The following is an 18,076-nucleotide window of genomic DNA, read 5'->3' on the forward strand; positions in this document are numbered from 1 at the left end:
AAAATTGGATAATCGTGTATAAAATACTGGCAAAAATCAATAAGGCAATACTACCATCTTACTCCAAAAAAAGGCTAGACCTTTCTAAGGCTTCCAAAATGCAATTGGCGATTATCGGGTGGCGCTACTTTGTGACTACAAAAGCGTTGGGTTAATAGAGTAATAAAGACTTCACATCGTAATCCGGTAATTTACCTCTTCCATTAAGAAAATCAAGTTCCAATAAAAAATTGCATTGAACAATCTCCCCACCCATTTTTTCAATTAGTTCGCAAGTGGCTTTGGCTGTACCTCCCGTAGCCAAAACGTCATCATGAACCAAAACCTTGTCACCTCTCAAAATGGCGTCAGAATGCATCTCTAGGGCGTCGGTGCCATATTCTAAGCTGTAATCCTGTCTTATTGTGTCATAAGGCAATTTCCCAGGTTTCCGAACAGGTACAAACCCAGCATTTAACTCTGTAGCAAGCATAGGTGCAAAAAAGAACCCCCTGCTTTCCATTCCGACAACTTTATCAATTTTAACATTTCCTAAAAGTTCCAACAATGCTTTTTTTGCATATTCTATGGCCTTTGGGTCTTTCAAAAGTGGGGTTATATCACGAAAAATCACTCCTTTTGATGGAAAATCAGGTATATCGCGAACAAAGGATTTTAAATTCATTTAAATAGGTTCTGGTTATTTTGTGGTAAAGTTAAAAAGAAATATATTTGCAGCCCTATAAATGGCCTCGTGGCGCAACTGAATAGCGCATCTGATTACGGCTCAGAAGGTTACAGGTTTGAATCCTGTCGAGGTCACGAATAAACCACAAAAAAGTGGAAATGCAAGCGAGTTTCAAAAAGAAGCTCGCTTTTTTTTCAAAGTAACTTTCTTTAAAGCGAAGCATCCAACGAAAAAGTTCGCAAACCAGCATTGTTATTTGTAACAATGATCAAATCTTCATTTTTAGTCTTGACAGTACCCATGTCTTTTGCATTGCCATTATTAAAAAATCCTGTTTCTGTAAATTGTCTATAAACAAATTCATCTTTCTGGTACGACAATATTGAGCCATAAGAAGCATCGTAGCGTACCGTTTCAACCTCCGAATCATAATGGTTACCCACAATAATTATTTCATCTAATTCATCATTATCCAAATCAATAAATTTAAAATCCATTATTGGAGCAATTTGAACGGTATTCGGTAGTATTCTTAGTTTAAATTCCCCGTTACCTAAATTCTCAAGATAAATGCTTTCTAAAAGGTCTGCCTGGTAATGAAGGGCATTACTCAGTTTGTCTTCACCATAAATATCATAGAGATCCGCCTCTGCAAACATTTTAAAATTTGGAAATTTATCTAAAACAAATGGCATTTGTTGCGATGAACATTCTCTTCCTCTTGCTGGTACCAAACTTCCTTTGTAATTCTTTGATAGCACAATATCGTAGGTTCCGGTGCCATCAAAATCATCACAAAAAATATGGAGCTCCTTTTTCTTATTAGCTCTATACTTTGCATTTAATCCTAAATTACCTGCAAAATAATCTATGTCCCCATCGTTATCAATATCATGGGACGCTACACTAAACCAAATTCCAGTAGTATTCTTAAGTGATTCAATGGTTTTACTTTGGAATATACCTTCATTGTTCTCCAATATTGTTATTGGCATCCATTCACCAACAAGTATCAAATCCTCATCTGAATCATGGTCAAAATCTGAGAAAATAGCATCTGTGACCATTCCTATGTTTGCAATTTCCGGAGCAATCGTCTTTGTTTTATCAATAAACCTCCCACCTTCATTAATGAGAATATAAGATTTTGGCGCGTAGGGATATTTATCAGGGATAATTCTACCCCCCACAAATAAATCCATATCCCCATCATTATCCATATCCGATGCCTTTACAGTTTGTCCGCTTGAATTGATTAATGGCAAGCTGTTTACACTCTTTGCAAATTCACCTTCACCATTATTGACATATAATCTATCTTGAAATAAACTGTCGCCTTCAGAAAATTCACTACTACCACTAACTACATATAAATCTTGATCTTCATCGCCATCTGCATCAAAAAATAAAACTCCTAAATCTTCATGAGCTCTATCGTTTTCCCAGGTTGAAGAAATTTGTTTCTTAAAGTTTCCGTCATTAGTTTGAACATACAACTCAGCACTTTGTCCGGCAGCTCCTCCAACAAAAAAATCTTCCAAACCATCATTGTTAACATCCGCCTTATCTATAAACGGACCATTATGTGATTGGCTATGAGGTAAAAGTACTTGCTTTTTAAAATCATCTATATCTTTTTCAGCATGCTTAAACGATATTCCTCTTTTTTCTGAATTCATCTCAGTTAATAGTGTTTTCTCTTCTGACTTGTCTTTTTCAATTGAAGCTATTGCATTTTTTTGTTCTACTTTAATTACTTGATTTACCTCAATGTTCTCAATTTTGGTCACCATTTGGTTAGGCCATTCTACTAGAATCTCATCAATCATAGAAGCATCTCCTACACCAAAATTCATCACGTTTTGGACTGATGACAAAAACCCTCTACTCAAGTATAGTTCCTGATATTGTTTTTTACCTTTTACGTTAATTGTTACCTTGGAACCGATGGCCAGTGTGTTTTTTATGTCTCCCTCTAACCTGATTTGAATAAAGTTATTGGACTCATTGTTTTTATATACCTGGGCCGTACTATTAATATTATTTATAACTAAATCCAAATTACCGTCGTTATTAAAATCTGCATAAGCCACTCCATTGGATTGCGTTTTTACATCAAAACCCCATTTTTTTGATGTATTTGTAAAGGTATAATCGCCATTATTTTTGAAGCTATAATTATTGATTTTAAAAGAGGGCATCATACTACTGACTTCATTAAAATCCGGTTTGTTTTTTTGTGCAAATCTTTTTGAGAGTTCTATCCTAAAATCTTGATTCCCCATTTCTTTTAAAATCCCATTGGTAACAAAAACATCTTTAAAACCATCATTATCAAAATCGGTAATGAGTGGCGCCCAGCTCCAATTAGTTTTGGCCAGCCCACTCAACTGTCCAATTTCACTAAATTGACCATTACCTTTATTCAACTGTAGTGTATTTACCATATATTGATAATGATACTTCTTCTCTACCAAAGCCTTAAAATTACCAGTACTCATGGTTGCCATATTCTGTTTACTCTGCTTATGGTCATCATTAGCCATTTCCAGCACCATTAAATCTGGCAATAAATCATTATTGATGTCGGCAAAGTCTGATCCCATACTACTATAAGAGATATGGTTTATTCTATCCAAAATTTGATTGGAAAACGTTCCGTTTTTATTGTTGATGTAAAGCATATCTGGAGTTAGAAAATCATTACATACATATACATCTGGCCAATTATCGTTATTAAAATCACCAATTGATGCGCTTAAGCCCCATGCCTTATTAACCATTCCTGCTTCATGGGTTATTTCAGTAAAGAAATCACCATCATTTCTATAAAGTATATCAGAGTTCAATCTATTGAAAGCTCTTTCTATTTGCATATTAAGTCGTGAAGTGTTTTCAAAATCGATTCGGTGGTTAACCAAATACATATCCAGATCACCATCTTTATCAAAATCAAAAAAATATGCTTGAGTACTAAAACCAGGATCGTTGACTTTCCACTTTTCAGCCTCTTCTTTAAATGTATTGTTCTTTTGGTTAACGAATAGTTTGTTCTCCCTGAGGGCACTATTCTCTATTTCACCCGATTTACACACGTAAATATCAAGCCAGCCATCATTATTAATATCAATAACAGAAACGCCTGTAGACCATCCTTCTACATCTTCCAATCCAGATCCAGTAGTAACATCTTCAAATTTAAACTCGCCTTTGTTCAAATACAGTTTATTGGATAGTTGATTGGCCACAAAAAACACATCCACCAAGCCATCATTGTTAAAATCGGCCGTCGCTACACCGCCTCCATTATAAATATTGGAAAAATTCAAAAAATTCAGTGCTTCGGTTTCTTCAATCTTATTGTTGAAATCAATGGAAGATTGACTCACAGGTATTAAGGAGAATTGGGTGTCGTTTATCGAGTCCTTTTCATCAAGGTGATTAAGTACTTTATAGTTAGAATTATTACAGCCAACCAATAAAATACAAAGAGAGAAGAATTGAGGTATTTGTTTCAACATAATTTCTATAAAAAATCAAATTTATGGTAAAAAAAAAGGGAGAACATGAACAGTTCTCCCTTTTTAAACTAATTATATAAATAATGAAATAACATTAAGAATCTAATTTTGTTGTGCCCACCACAATGGTGTATGCACATTATCTGCACCTCCTAATAGCCCTAGAGCTTGCGCGTGACCAGCTGGAACATTATTTTCAAAAGACGAAGGGTATTTTAAACGTTGTCCAAAGAAGCCTATTTGATTAGTCAACACATTACCACTATTTAGTATTGGCAATTCCGGAATTGGGTTTTCAATAGCAGGGTTTTCAAAGAATGGCAAACCTAACCTTCTATGATCACTCCATGCTTCCAAACCTAACCATGGTGTTTGTGCTATATACTTTTGAGTAATAATCTTAGTCAAAAGATCATTTTTAACAGTACCACCTTCGTAAATTGTGTTTTCAGGATATGTAAATTCATAAGTACCTGGCGTACCCGTATATCCATCAACATAATCCATAGTTACACTTGCAGGAGGTTCGGTCGTATGACTCCAACTTACTGATGTTCCAGCATTATTATAATCCTGAGAAGCAATATACGTTCCTAAGTGATCAGAAACCCCAAAATATGCAAAACTATCTGCAATACCTTGCTCGTAGGCTGCCTGGCCACTCATTGGAACATTCCAACCCCTAACAGCAGCTTCCGCTATTAAGAAATGTGTCTCCCAAGAAGGGAAAAATATTCGCCTTTTGGTTTCTCCAGCTCCTCTGAAATTAAGTCCTAAACGTGGGTAAGACCCTGAGGCTATTAATTGGTTCTTCGTTCCAAAATCTCCCCATTCACCAGCTGCAAAAGCATTATAGGTAAAAGCACAATCCAAAGTAAGTTGAACCTCGCCAGCATCATCCAATAAATCTCTTTCCGTCAACGTATGATTACTACTCCAAGTTGGGAAATTACTAAACTGGGGATCATCCTGATTTCCAGGAATTGGGAACGTCTTATACGCTCTAGGATCAATTGTATTTGGTAGTCCATCAAAAAAGAAACCTTTAGCTGGGTCATTCGTAAGTTGTGTAAAGTGATCATCAAATTTCATACCTAGGTAACCGGCAGGTTTTATATTAATTTGATCTTCAACCGGTAACTGATCCAAAGACGTAACACTACCCAAGCCTACAGTTATATTTTTGTAAGTAGCACTTATATAATTACTATTCCATTGTCTAGACATTACATTGGTATAGTTATTCCATCCGCCTTCTTCATAAACACTCATGTCATCGCCCGGTACAGCAATAATCTCTCCACTATTCGCTGCAGCTTCAAAATGCTGTTGGGCAACACCAGGTGCAACTTCAGATAAACGCATAGCCAAACGCATACGCATAGAATTACCATACTTTTTCCATTTAGCATAATCATATCCAAAAGCAGGATCAAGATTACCATCAGGCTTGAATGTATTTGATTCATCTATTTGGCTAACAGCATCTGCCAATTCTGCCAACATAAAAGTATATACTTCCTCAACACTATTGTATTCAGGGTTTTCACCTTGGAAGCCATCAATAGGTATTGGCCCAAAGTTATCAGTCATTTCACTCAAAATATAGACTCTCCAAATTCGTGCAACATGCAGTAAATTCTCGGTATATTCCTTGACATTTCCAGTGGCAATTTTCTCCTCTGCTACAGAAACACCGGTAGTAATATCACGCAACCATCTGGATACATAACTTTGAAAATAGTCATTGGTCCATCCATCGTTTGTAAAACCTTCCGATAGGGTACCTACACGTGCTGACCTCCCTGCATCCATCCAATATAGACGAAAAATACGTTCAGCTATATGTGGGTTTTGTTGTGCTGCTTGAATAGAATTGTTAATAAAAAATTCTACTTCTACTTGCTCTGCGGTTGCAGCCAAGGGGTTCTCATTGATTTCCTCAAAATCGCTACAAGAAAAAATCAATAGCAAAGCACTGAATAGTGCCAGTTTTTTACTTAATACATTTTTCATATCTTTTTTTTTTAAAATTTAGCCGCTACATTAAAAAACACCGTTCTGGTTGTTGGTGGTGCTAAGTTCTCAAAACCATTGGCATTAGATCGAGTACCATTTACAGCCTCGGGATCCACACCATTTAGATTATTTGAAATCATCCATACATTGTTGGCCGATACACCAACAGATAACCCTTTAAAAGGTGTTCTATCTAAAAATTTATTATCAAAGGTATAGGTTAAATTAACATTTCTTAGTCTATAATGTGTTGCATCATATACATTGGCCTCATTAATACCTAAATTCCCTGAACGACCTGTAATAGCTGCCCAATAGTTTTGTGGTGTGGCACCAACGGTATTTTCACTTAAATTACCAGCGCCATCATCTACAACACCATCAACAACAATGTCCCCTCTATCTCCATTAACTGTAGTAACAGCGGCCAAACCAGATCTCTGCAAGGCATGATTGGTACCAGAGAAAATTTCTCCTCCTATGCTCGCACTAAATAGGAAACTGAAAGCAAAGTTCCTATAAGTAAACATATTTGTAACGCCCAATAATGCATCAGGTACCTGAGAACCTAAAACATGTCTGTCTGCTGTAGCTAACGGTAAGCCTTCACCATCAACCAATATTCTTCCAAAGAAAGGACTGGCTTCATCTTCAACTCTTAGGAACTTGGTCCCTACGATGACCCCATAATCGCCACCAACATCTGCTCTAATTCTAAAGTTATCAAAACCTCCTAAGGTATATTCAGTAACATCGTCGGCCAATTCTTCTATGGTATTTTCGTTTTTCGAGTAATTAACATCCATATGCCAAGACAAACCATCATCATTATCCAAAATTTTGGTCTTTAAAGTTGCCTCAACACCCTTATTTTGAATATCACCTGCATTTATCTTTTTAGAATTGAACCCACTAAAAGGATCTAAAGGAAGATCTATCAATTGATTCGTTGCATTGGATTTATACCAAGCAATATCCAATCCTACACGATTGTTAAAAAAACGCGCATCTAAACCAAACTCAACAGATTTGATCAACTCATTTACAACATCTGGGTTAAGCAAAGTATTATTTGTTGAAGCCGTGGTGTTACCTTGTGAGTCATTACCTATTGAAAATGAATTGTACAACTGGTAAGGACTTAAATCATTACCTACCTCGGCATAAGAACCTCTTAGCTTACCGAAAGTAAACCAACTTGGCAATTCACCGCCATTATTGGTAATCATATCAGAAATTACAAGTGAGGCACTTGCAGATGAGTAGAAAAACGATCTATTCTCCTCGCTTAATGTAGAAGTCCAATCGTTACGACCTGTAACATCTATAAAGAAATAGCCATCATAGTTTATTTGGAAAAGACCGTATAATGAATTTATTTTCTTTTCGCTAAATCCTTGAGAAACACTTGCTGGATTAACCCCATTATTTAAGCTAAATAAATTAGGAACCAGTAGGGTACCAGAATTACTACTTATTCTACTATTCTCAGTATTCATTAAGTTACCACCTAAAGTAACAGACCCTCCTAATTTTCCAAAAATATTGTCCTTAGCAGCTACTAGCAAAGCACTGTAATTTTGCTCATTAAAAGTACTTTTACCTAAGCCATAAGTGGAATTACTTGAAGTTCCTGCAAATACTTTTGATTCAGTATTCGTGGTATACATATCTACACCACCTCTAACTTCTGCATTCAACCAATCGTTAAATTCATGCTTTAATGATCCTGTTAAAATAAACCTATCTCTGGAATCCCAGCTTAAACGTCTTTCGTTCGCCCAATAAGGATTAATTTGTGAGGAGTTGGGATCATACCATACTTGATTACCAAATTCGTCCACGCCATCAGAATATTGTGTAATATCACGTGATCGTGGAAAATTTATGATGGTTTGATATTGGCTTAGGGACCCAAAACCAGTTCTTGGCCTATTATTGGCCGTAGTCTTATTGTACTGTACTTTTGTATCAACAGTCCATTTTTTATCCTTTCCAAATTTGGATACACCTCTCGCCGTCATGTTTAAACGTTCTAAAGTGGCCGAAGGAGAAATACCCTCATCATCCAAATAATTTGCAGAGGTATAATAAGAACCTGAATCCGTTTGATTTTGGATTGAAATACTATGGTTTTGACTAAGCCCATTTTTATAGTAGTTCCCTACATTATCATAAGCCTTATCAAAAACAACTGACCCTTGCTCAGGACCTGTTTCTGTTTGTCCAGAAATTCTTGGTCCCCAACTAGTACTATCATATTCACCATAAGCACCTAAAGAACCTTGCCCAAAACTGCTCTGCAATTCCGGTTTTGTAAATATAGTTTGAAAACCAGTTGTTGCTGAGTATGAAATACCCAATCCTTGATTGGATTTACCAGTTTTAGTCGTAATCAATATAACACCATTACCCGCTCGCGAACCGTACAATGCAGCCGCAGAAGCTCCTTTTAAAACTGATAAAGATTCAATATCGTCTGGGTTCACATCCGCTAGTCCATTACCTAAATCAGCAGAAGGACTCCAGAAACCTTCACTACTTGAACCTGTAAAGTTATCCAAGGGAGTACCATCAACTACAATCAATGGTTGGTTGTCACCAGTTAATGAACTATACCCTCTTAATACAATTTTAGATGATCCAGCAGGACCATTACTTCCTTTAATAACCTGTAATCCTGTTATTTTTCCAGATAATGCGTTAACCATGTTTGGCTCTCTAGCATCTACAATAGAAGCACCCTTGATTTCTTGAACGGCATATCCCAAAGATTTACGTTCTCTTTTAATACCCAAAGCTGTTACCACTACCTCATCAAGCATTTCAGCATCTACCATTAACACTACATTAATAGTGGTTCTACCTGAAATGGAAATTTCTTGGGATGTAAATCCTAAAGTAGAAAACACTAAGGTAGCAGCCGAGTCAGAAACTTCGATGGTGTAATTACCATCAAAATCAGTAGCCACACCGTTAGTTGTTCCTTTTTCAATAACGTTTGCACCTGGAATTGGCATTCCAGAATCCCCGTCCGTTATCGTACCGGAAATAGTCTGAGCTACTGCTCCCTGAATAAAGAGCAAAGCAACAAACAACAATAAATACTTAAATTTTTGATTCATGTTAGTTTTGTTTTGATTAGTTAATTGTTTGAATCTCTAGAATGTTAAAATTATCCTAAGATACGAATTTTGCGAAATGATAATGGATTTAAAAAAAAATTCGACCAATAACCCTAGTTAAAAGCTAAAGAACAGTAATGCGAAAACGTTTGAATACTAACGCTTGACCATCGCAAATAGACCCTTGTTGAAATACTAAAATAATTGAGGACTTAAACTCCAAAAAACATACTATTTCCCCCTACTAATTAACTAGAATCTCATCGGCAAATATCCAAGCTGGCGTTCCTGCCGCATGATGCCAATATGGTGGCTGCCCCATATTATTCGCTCTTATTTTCAAATATCGAATATTCTTATTTATCTCTTTTAGATCAAAATACTGAATATCGTTTACCTTACTTTTTTTGGAGAGCGGATTTTTATTTTCCAACGTTCCCAAAACCTCGAAGTTTTTATTATCCGCAGAGCCATAATAGGTTACTTTGGTCGGGTAGAAAACAACATGGTTCGTTACTTGTAAAAAAGCCACCGAGATATAGGCTATCTCTTGACTAGTTCCTAAATCAACTACGGCTTCCAAATCATTGCCTTCAAAACCTAACCAATTGGCATAAAACCCATTACCACCCAAGGCTCCATCAGTCAATACCTGTGGATCTTCATCGGCGTATTTCTTTGGCGTTGTCAATAATTGCACTTTTTTGCCCAAAGCAATATTGGGCTGGATGGCAACATCCAAAGCTTTTTGATAAGAACTCAAATATTCGGCAACCGTGAATCCCATTTCGTTCATCAATAGTATTTCACCCTCGTCTGTGGTCTTTTTGAAATCATTGAGCAATTTTTCAACCAAAGGATTGATTTTCATATTCCCGCCTTCATTAACAATAAGTTTAAACTGCTCGGAAATCCCTTTTCTAGAAGCTTCAAGCACTGCATAGTCAATACCTAATCGCGCTCTTTTCACTCTTTTTAAAACTTCCGGACTATCATTTATAGCCTTTTCCGCCTTATCAAACAAAATAGAGTATTCTGATAGTAATTCGGCTGATAAAAATGAATCAAATGCTTGTGATGGATCACCATATAAAAAGAGGAAAAACTCTGGATCAGCTTTTATTTTTGTGTGCACTAAATCAACATATTGTTTTATAAAATCACCTGCCTCTTCGTAATAACCGTTCGTAAACTCAGTCACTAACCCATTCAATTCTAATGTAGGATCCCACAAGAGTTTTGCAGTGATATAAGAACGTAATTCAAACAATTCACTGGGATTATTACTATGCTGTTCAAAAATCCACTGGGCGCCATTGTTCTTAAATAATTCAATATTGGGTTTAAGTGTGTGGATGTTTGGAAAGGGCGCTAAAAAATTCGTGAATTGGGTGGTATAGTCCCAAATGCGAATATTATCGGTTAATTTCCCCCAACCTTTTAAGTCTTCAGAAAAATCAGCGCATTTATCCTCTATGGGACCACTACGGTCACATTCAATAGAACAAAGTGTTATCAACACATTTTCAGCAGGTTGCGTTTTACACGGCTTCCTTGTATGCTGATAGGCCAAGGTTGAAATGATTTTATCTGGAAATGCCTCAGCTACCTTGTTCACGAAATGGATCATGGTGCCCGCAGGACTTCCTTCCGCTTTGTCTATGGCACTACAGGAATCACATAAACAGTATTGTTGGTTATCATCTTGACTCACAGATATGACCGAAGCTTCAGGGTTTCTTTCAAACATCGCCTTAACAGAATCCTTTACAATGCTCAATACAGTTTCATTGGTTAAACACAATTGGGTTGGCAAACGTTTTTCGCCTCGCCAGGCATAAAACTCAGGATTGGATTTATAGAATTTTTCTTCTGGAACAAATCGGTGGAATGTATGTACCCGAGCTTTGGGAACGTATTTGGGAAATGCTTCATACGTAACTTTCTGCTTATCGGCATAATCATGGTTTTCATAAAACAACCTTGAATGAACCGTTCTGGTTGTGATTTCTGGAGTAAATGAATAATTGATAGTTAACGGTATTGAAACAGAATTAGACTCTGGAATTTTTTCAACTGTAGGTGAGTACCATTTGCACCCTAAATAATTTTCCAAAAAAACATAAACTGCATTATTGATTGCCTTATCTGAGCCTCCAGAAATAATCAGATTTTCATCTGAGGTGGTGATTTTTAATTGATGAACCCCTAATTCCTCATCATTGATATTGCCGATGTATATTTTGTTTTTAACAGTTTGAGAACTCTCATCAACAATATCTAGCCGAGCACCACTAATTTTTTCTAGATAAGCTTGTAATACCTCAGCAGATTTATAAACTTCCTTCGTAGCATCGCCCTTAAAAACAATTTCATAGTCCGACACACCATTTTCAACAAGGTTTATCGAGGAATCAGAACAAGAAGTATTTAAGATTACAACAGCAACAAAAGCGATTATTAAATTAATTTTCATGATGGTAGTTTAGATATTTATAGACCTTTCACAGAGGCATCGTACATAGATTTTAAAAGACTGTTCACTTCTTTGGTATCGTTTCCCAATTGCCAAAACATTATACCTCCTAATTTCTTTTTTAGAGCATATTCTGTTTTCAAACGAACCGAAACGGTATCGTCATAACTAATGAAAATACTGTCTTTTGCACTATACAAATAAGGTGCTTCCGCAACGGGATCCCAGTATCTTTTATAATTCTTATTGACTTCAAACTCCTTTCGAATTTGGCTATAGCCACTCCATCCAATATGGGAACCTGAATTTTCTTGATACAACCCGTTGTCTTTAGGCGGAACACCTTTCCATGCTCTGCCATAAAACGCTGACCCTATAACAATCTGTTTGGGATCAACACCTTGTCCTATGCAAAAATCAACTATACTCTTTACAGACCGTGGTTTAAAAGTATAGCCTCGTTTTTTCATTTCTTCCTTTCTACTTTCCAAAAAATCCCAAGCAGGAGTACCTTGAATATGTTCCAGTTTAATTAATCCTAGTGCTGTATGATGGCCTGTAAACGGAGATGTTGAACCAATCTGATCATAGGTCATCACATTCATATAATCAACATGTTTCATCACCTCATTGATTTCGACATTCTTATAATACCGTTCCCAACCAGCTGATGCAAAAGTCAAGGTCTGTACCCTTTTTAAGGTATTCAACCCTTCTCGCAGTTCTTTCATCAACAGCGTGAAATTCTCTTTGTCTTCTGGTCGTGCTCCAGTACCTGCAGCAGGAATGGCAGGATATTCCCAATCCATATCCAAACCGTCGAGTTCATACTTGGCATTAAATGCAACAACACTTTCAACAAACTTTTTTCTATTTTCTGCTGTGTGCGCCATATCAGAGAAACCATCTGCACCCCAACCTCCACAGGCTATCATTACTTTTAAATCTGGATGACTTTTACGTTGCGCAACCAACTGCTTTAATTTCCCACCATTTTCTTCATGCCGAAATTTCATTTCACCATCAATAACATTGGTAAATGAAAAAATAATATGAGTCAATTGCCCCAAGGGAAGTTTTTCAGGTGCATACTCTTTTTCAGGCACATAGTAAGCCATTACCACGGTAGTACTTTCCTCAACGGTTTTATCAAAGTCAAGATTAAAAGTGAATGAAACGAGTGCGATTCCCAAAAAAAGGAATCCTAGAATTTTGACGATTTTCATGAGAACGGGTTTTAAATATAAAACTTACTCATTTTAATGAGGATTATCTATATCTATTAGACCGAGGGCACTTGCGAAAGTATAAACAACAAACTTCAAGTTGTTTACCAAAATGGAAACTCATTTAAAGAACAAACATCAACTTTTAATCAATGGTAATTACTGATGCCTTTACCAATTTTTGATGCTCAATAAAATACCCTTTATGAGCTTTACCATCAATCATGATATTTCTTATAGCTTCTTTGTTAGATTCCCTTTTCGTTTTGATTTCCAAGGTTTTTCCATTGTAGTATTCGTCATCTAGATGCATTGTGATTTTATCGAATTTAGGTTTCGTAATCGCATAAGATGCTTCAGATGGATTAACGGGATAAATCCCCATCATTGATAATACGGCCCACGAAGACATCGTACCTGTATCGTCGTTGCCAGGAATGCCATCAGGACTGTTTTTGAAGTGTTTTTTTAATAGATCGCGAACCATTTTCTGTGTTCGATACTCTTCCCCTTTTACATAATTGAATAAGTATGGATAGGCAATATCGGGCTCGTTTGCCATATCAAATTGGTTCTTATCAAAAACATCTTGCAATCGTTGTGCAAAATTCTTTTGTCCGCCCATTAATCGTATAAGTCCCTTCACATCATGAGTGACCATAAAGGTATATTGCCAAGCATTCCCCTCAATAAAACCTAGGTTCTTCTCAAAATTGGCTCCCGATTCAGGGTTATAAGGGGTTAACCAACTGTCATCATCGTTTTTGGGCCTTAGCAGATTAAACTCCTTATCAAATAAATTACGGTATGAAATAGACCTTTTCGAAAATCGCTTGTAATCTTTTTTATACCCCATTTCCCAAGCAAGTTGTGCTATGGCATAATCTGTTATATTGTATTCTTGTGTTGTTGATACAGACCCACTTTTAGTAGTTTTTGTTGTTAAATACCCTTTTGTAATATAATCATCAATCCCCGGCCGAAGAGGGTTGTCCTTCAATTGGTCGGCACTTTTAACCATTGCCTCATAAGCCTTTTCGACATCAAAATCCCTAATTCCTTTTAAATAGGTATCGGCAATGATGATACCTGCTGGATCACCAACCATTGTAGTTGTCTCGGTTGCATTCAATTCCCATTTTGGCAACCATCCACTTTCATCATAGATCTGCAACATACTCTTCACCATATTCGATTGTTGCTTTGGGTATACCAAACTCATTAGTTGATGCAGATTTCTGTATGTATCCCATAGTGAAAACACGGTGTATCGTGTTCCTTTGGTTTTCAAGGTTTCACGCGTCTTCATTTTAGGATAGTCTCCGTTTACATCGTTCAACGTACTTGGGTGTATCAATGTATGATATAATGCAGTGTAAAAAATTGTCTTATCATCCTCGCTACCACCTTCAACCTCAATTCTTGAAAGATAGGTGTTCCATTCATCTTGTGCTTCTTGCAACAACTCCTCAAAAGACTTGTCAGAAGTTTCTTTTTCTAGATTTTCACGTGCGTTTTCAAGACTCACATAAGAAACTCCCACTTTCATTTCAACTTGTGTAGGTTTATCAAAATTGTAATGCATATAAGCCCCAATACTGTCCCCAACAACTTCTTTGGTATAGCCTTTCATGATTCGGGTTTTTCCATTATATCCCATCCATTGTGCCTCTTCACCTTTATATTTTGTTGGTCTTTTCCATACCCCAAATTCAGCGGCAGGTTCTGAAAAACGAGCCACGAAATAAACTGGGTATGCTTCTTCTGGCTTATAATAACAAAATGAACCTACCGAGCGAACTCCTTCTATTTCGGTAGAGGAAACCACTTTTACACTTGCTCCCTGTTCATTGGTAAGTCCTAAACCTAAATTGAGCAATATATTTGAATAGCCTTTAGGAAATGAATACTTACTGACCCCTACCCTAGTCGTTGCAGTCGCTTCAACTTTTATATCATATTTATCCAGTGTGGTCGAATAATACCCAACCTTACTCTCTTCATTGGAATAGGTACTGCCATATTTCAAATAATCGGTCTCTAGCTCCCCAGTAATTGGCATTGCTAGAATAACCCCTAATTCTGGACACCCAACACCGCTCAAATTCACATGGCTAAACCCCGTTAAAAATTTATTTTCATGAACATAAGGGGTAGACAACCATCGGCTATCTTTCTCTAATGGTAAATTCTGTGGACCAGCAACATTAAAAGGAGATACATTGGCCATACCACGCACAGCAATTGGCCCTGGGTTTGTTGTGCCAAAATTTGAAGTACCAATAAACGGATTTACATAGTCAACGGGTTGATATTGACCCATTACCAGTGAAGTTGTCAAACAAAAAAGAAAAATCAATTTATTCCGCATATTGTATTTTATTTAGCCAATCCATTTAAAAACAGAGTTTCCGCTCCAAAATTAAATCCTTACTCCTCATACGTCAAATATGCAGATACCAACCAATGGTTGAGCTGATCGCCTTCATTTGAAGTTGCGGGAATTTTTACGACAAGTTTGTGATTGCCCTTTGCCAAATCCCCAAGACTTACTTTATATGGGTTTACCAATGAACCTGGGCACCAATTTGATCTGGATAAATCTGAAGAGGCCAAGCGCTCCTCTATTTCCCTATATTCCTTTTCATGGTTTTTGTTATAAGCAAAAGCCGTATCCTTCTTGGTCCAAACTCCCGAAGATGGATTGAACCTCCTAAAAGATGCGCAATCATCACGCCAAGGAATAGTATCCAATATTTTGTTATTATCAAAAACGACCCGATTAGGCAGTTGAATAAATTCATCCCCACCACTATGCCCCCCATGGCCGGTTGTGGTAACGTATAAATCAACATTTTTATAGCTGTCGTTAATTGAAAAATCTAGATTCAGGGTAGACTTTGCAAACAGATCAGGTATTTTTTGACCAGCTACATAATATATAGTATTTACCAGTGGCACTACTTTTAACTTAGGTCTTGTTCTTCCTGAATATTCTAAAGAAAGATCTATGATATAACCTTCCGCTGTCCAAGTATCTATCCAAACACCAATGTAAAAAGTTCCTGTGACCAATGACTCAAGTTCAGAGATGTCTTTTTCCCAGACCACTTCCTTTTCCCATTTTGGCACATAGACGGGTCTATTGTATTTAACTCTTGGATTTTTTTGTTCATCACTAAAATGGCCAACGCCAAATGGTGTCATAAAACGTAATAGTTCCACTGGTGGAAAATATGAATCCGTTCGTAAAACACCTAGATAATCCCCATTGATTCCTGATGTTTCAGGGAATATTTCTTTTCCCAAAGCTACATCCAAGATGTCAATTTGTTCAGGATCGGTCACTACAAAACAAGATCCTGATTTATCCCATGGATCACCATTGGACCTTAATTGTAATTTTAAAGAAACATCGGTCCCCTTTTCAAAAACAGGCAGCGTTACTTTCTTCAAAACCAAGCGACCACTTTGTAATCGTTTTAAGGATATTGTATCTCCGGTTTCACCATTAAAATTTACGGGAACATTCTCAAAAACAGAAATTGACCTAAATCCATCTTGTTCTTGTCCACTTATTGCCCCTGCAGATAAACAAAATGTCAGTAACCATACTAATTTGAAAAGTCTAATCATTTTCATTTGTAATAAACTAAAGGATAAAAAAATCGATAGGAATTTTTTGTGCTCTTGGTTAATTATTCAATTCTACTGCATTGCCATGGCCTCTGTACAATACCAATTCATCTTCAAGGGAAACCTCAACGATTGTTACGTATTTGTCCAAGTTCTCATTTTTTGGGAGAGATATTCTAAGGATTCCTGGGATGTTGTTCCAGGCTGCGCCTCCATTTCTAACCGATGTCAATTCCTCATCTGAACCAAGAACTTTGATACCGGTTACTTTATTCTGAATTCCCTTTAATTGAATGAAGTTCTTTGGCTCATCGAACAAGCAGAGGTATATTTTCTTTTTATCCTTGGAAAGCAAAGTAGGCCCAAAAAAATGACCATACGGTAGTCCAGCTGTGGTTTCTTTAACAGCAGTCTTATGTTTATTTATCCATGTACCCAAAGTTTCTAAGCGCTCCAGTTGCTCCGCGGCAATGGTGCCATCCGGTTTTGGACCAATATTAAGAAGCATATTCCCACCTTTTGAAATTACCTCAACAAATGTTCTCACGATTTGCGAAATGGGCTTATAATTGGTGTCTGATGGATAATACCCCCAATTGTCGTTCATGGTCATGCAAAACTCCCAAGGGCCCTCTGGTCTAACAACTGGAACACCTTGTTCTGGGGTTTTATAATCCCCATATTGATTCAATCTCGAATTTACGATTACGTTTGGATTCCACTTTAACAATGAATCTTTTAACGCTTTAGAACGCCATTGTTCCGCAGACTTTTCCCAATCTCCATCAAACCAATACAAATCCGGGTTGAATTGAGAACTCAACTCCCTCATCTGCCCTTGGTTGAACAAGACAAACCGCTCCCAGGCATCCATCTTTTTTTGCCCTTTTTGCGGATAATTCTTCTTTGTATTCGGTCTGGGAAAAACAACATCATAATCAGGATGTGACCAATCGCACAAAGAATAATATAATCCCACTTTAAGTCCGTTTGCCCTCAATGCATCAACATAAGGTGCAACAAGATCGCGTTTTGCGGGAGTTTTGTCCAACACATTCAGATGGCTCAATTTTGTATCCCACAAGGCCACTCCATCATGATGCTTGGTTGTCATCACAACGTAATCAGCTCCTATTTTTTTAAATAATTGTGCCCATTTGTTTGGGTCATAGTTGGCGGCTGTAAACTTTTTACCCTGTGCCATATAATCATCATAGGCTATCCGCTTATGATAAAGAGACCAAGATTCTGTAATGCCGTTCACCCCATAATATCCCCAATGGATAAATACACCCAATTTTGCATCTTCGAACCAATCCAGTCGCTGATTATTTTCATTCGTTTGCGCCATTGCAACACCAAACATGAAAAGGCTAAAACAAAACAACAAACTATATTTTCCCATC

The 18,076-nt window shown here is 36.9% G+C and carries 10 protein-coding genes and 1 tRNA gene; 2 read left to right on the forward strand and 9 right to left on the reverse strand.

The annotated features are described in order from the left end of the window. The first annotated feature begins 11 nt into the window (after positions 1-11). The gene (locus FB2170_RS17130) at positions 12-155 is read left to right on the forward strand and encodes an SsrA-binding protein (protein ID WP_148232137.1); all 144 of its coding nucleotides are present in this window, start codon (positions 12-14) and stop codon (positions 153-155) included. Here the strand turns inward: FB2170_RS17130 and FB2170_RS02690 are convergent. After that, on the reverse strand, positions 152-664 hold the full coding sequence (locus FB2170_RS02690; protein ID WP_013304967.1) for an adenine phosphoribosyltransferase: 513 nt from the start codon (positions 662-664) through the stop codon (positions 152-154). The genes FB2170_RS17130 and FB2170_RS02690 overlap by 4 nt on opposite strands. 63 nt (positions 665-727) lie before the next feature. Here FB2170_RS02690 and FB2170_RS02695 point away from each other — a divergent pair. Further along, a tRNA-Arg gene (locus FB2170_RS02695) sits at positions 728-801 on the forward strand. A 75-nt stretch (positions 802-876) separates the two neighbouring features. On the opposite strand, the gene FB2170_RS02700 is transcribed toward FB2170_RS02695, so the two are convergent. The 8 genes from FB2170_RS02700 to FB2170_RS02735 all read right to left on the reverse strand — a co-directional run bounded on the left by FB2170_RS02700 (position 877) and on the right by FB2170_RS02735 (position 18,075). Next, entirely contained in the window at positions 877-4,188 is a 3,312-nt protein-coding gene (locus FB2170_RS02700) for a VCBS repeat-containing protein (protein WP_013304968.1), read from the reverse strand. Positions 4,189-4,290: 102 nt separating this feature from the next. Continuing rightward, on the reverse strand, positions 4,291-6,204 hold the full coding sequence (locus FB2170_RS02705) for a SusD/RagB family nutrient-binding outer membrane lipoprotein (protein ID WP_013304969.1): 1,914 nt from the start codon (positions 6,202-6,204) through the stop codon (positions 4,291-4,293). Between the two features lie 11 nt (positions 6,205-6,215). Beyond that, positions 6,216-9,332 (reverse strand): SusC/RagA family TonB-linked outer membrane protein, encoded by a 3,117-nt coding sequence (locus tag FB2170_RS02710; protein WP_013304970.1) that lies wholly within the window; start codon positions 9,330-9,332, stop codon positions 6,216-6,218. A 244-nt stretch (positions 9,333-9,576) separates the two neighbouring features. Further along, positions 9,577-11,808 (reverse strand): DUF4838 domain-containing protein, encoded by a 2,232-nt coding sequence (locus FB2170_RS02715; RefSeq protein ID WP_013304971.1) that lies wholly within the window; start codon positions 11,806-11,808, stop codon positions 9,577-9,579. Between the two features lie 17 nt (positions 11,809-11,825). Beyond that, the gene (locus tag FB2170_RS02720) at positions 11,826-13,034 is read right to left on the reverse strand and encodes a glycoside hydrolase family 18 protein (RefSeq protein WP_013304972.1); all 1,209 of its coding nucleotides are present in this window, start codon (positions 13,032-13,034) and stop codon (positions 11,826-11,828) included. A gap of 145 nt (positions 13,035-13,179) precedes the next feature. Continuing rightward, entirely contained in the window at positions 13,180-15,405 is a 2,226-nt protein-coding gene (locus tag FB2170_RS02725; RefSeq protein ID WP_013304973.1) for a GH92 family glycosyl hydrolase, read from the reverse strand. Positions 15,406-15,464: 59 nt separating this feature from the next. After that, positions 15,465-16,670, reverse strand: a complete 1,206-nt coding sequence (locus FB2170_RS02730; protein WP_148232046.1) for a PNGase F N-terminal domain-containing protein — start codon at positions 16,668-16,670, stop codon at positions 15,465-15,467. Between the two features lie 58 nt (positions 16,671-16,728). After that, positions 16,729-18,075, reverse strand: a complete 1,347-nt coding sequence (locus tag FB2170_RS02735) for an alpha-L-fucosidase (RefSeq protein WP_013304975.1) — start codon at positions 18,073-18,075, stop codon at positions 16,729-16,731. Position 18,076 lies beyond the last annotated feature (1 nt).

Origin of the sequence: Maribacter sp. HTCC2170, assembly GCF_000153165.2 — a bacterium.
In the GTDB taxonomy this organism is placed as follows: Bacteria; Bacteroidota; Bacteroidia; order Flavobacteriales; family Flavobacteriaceae; genus Maribacter_A.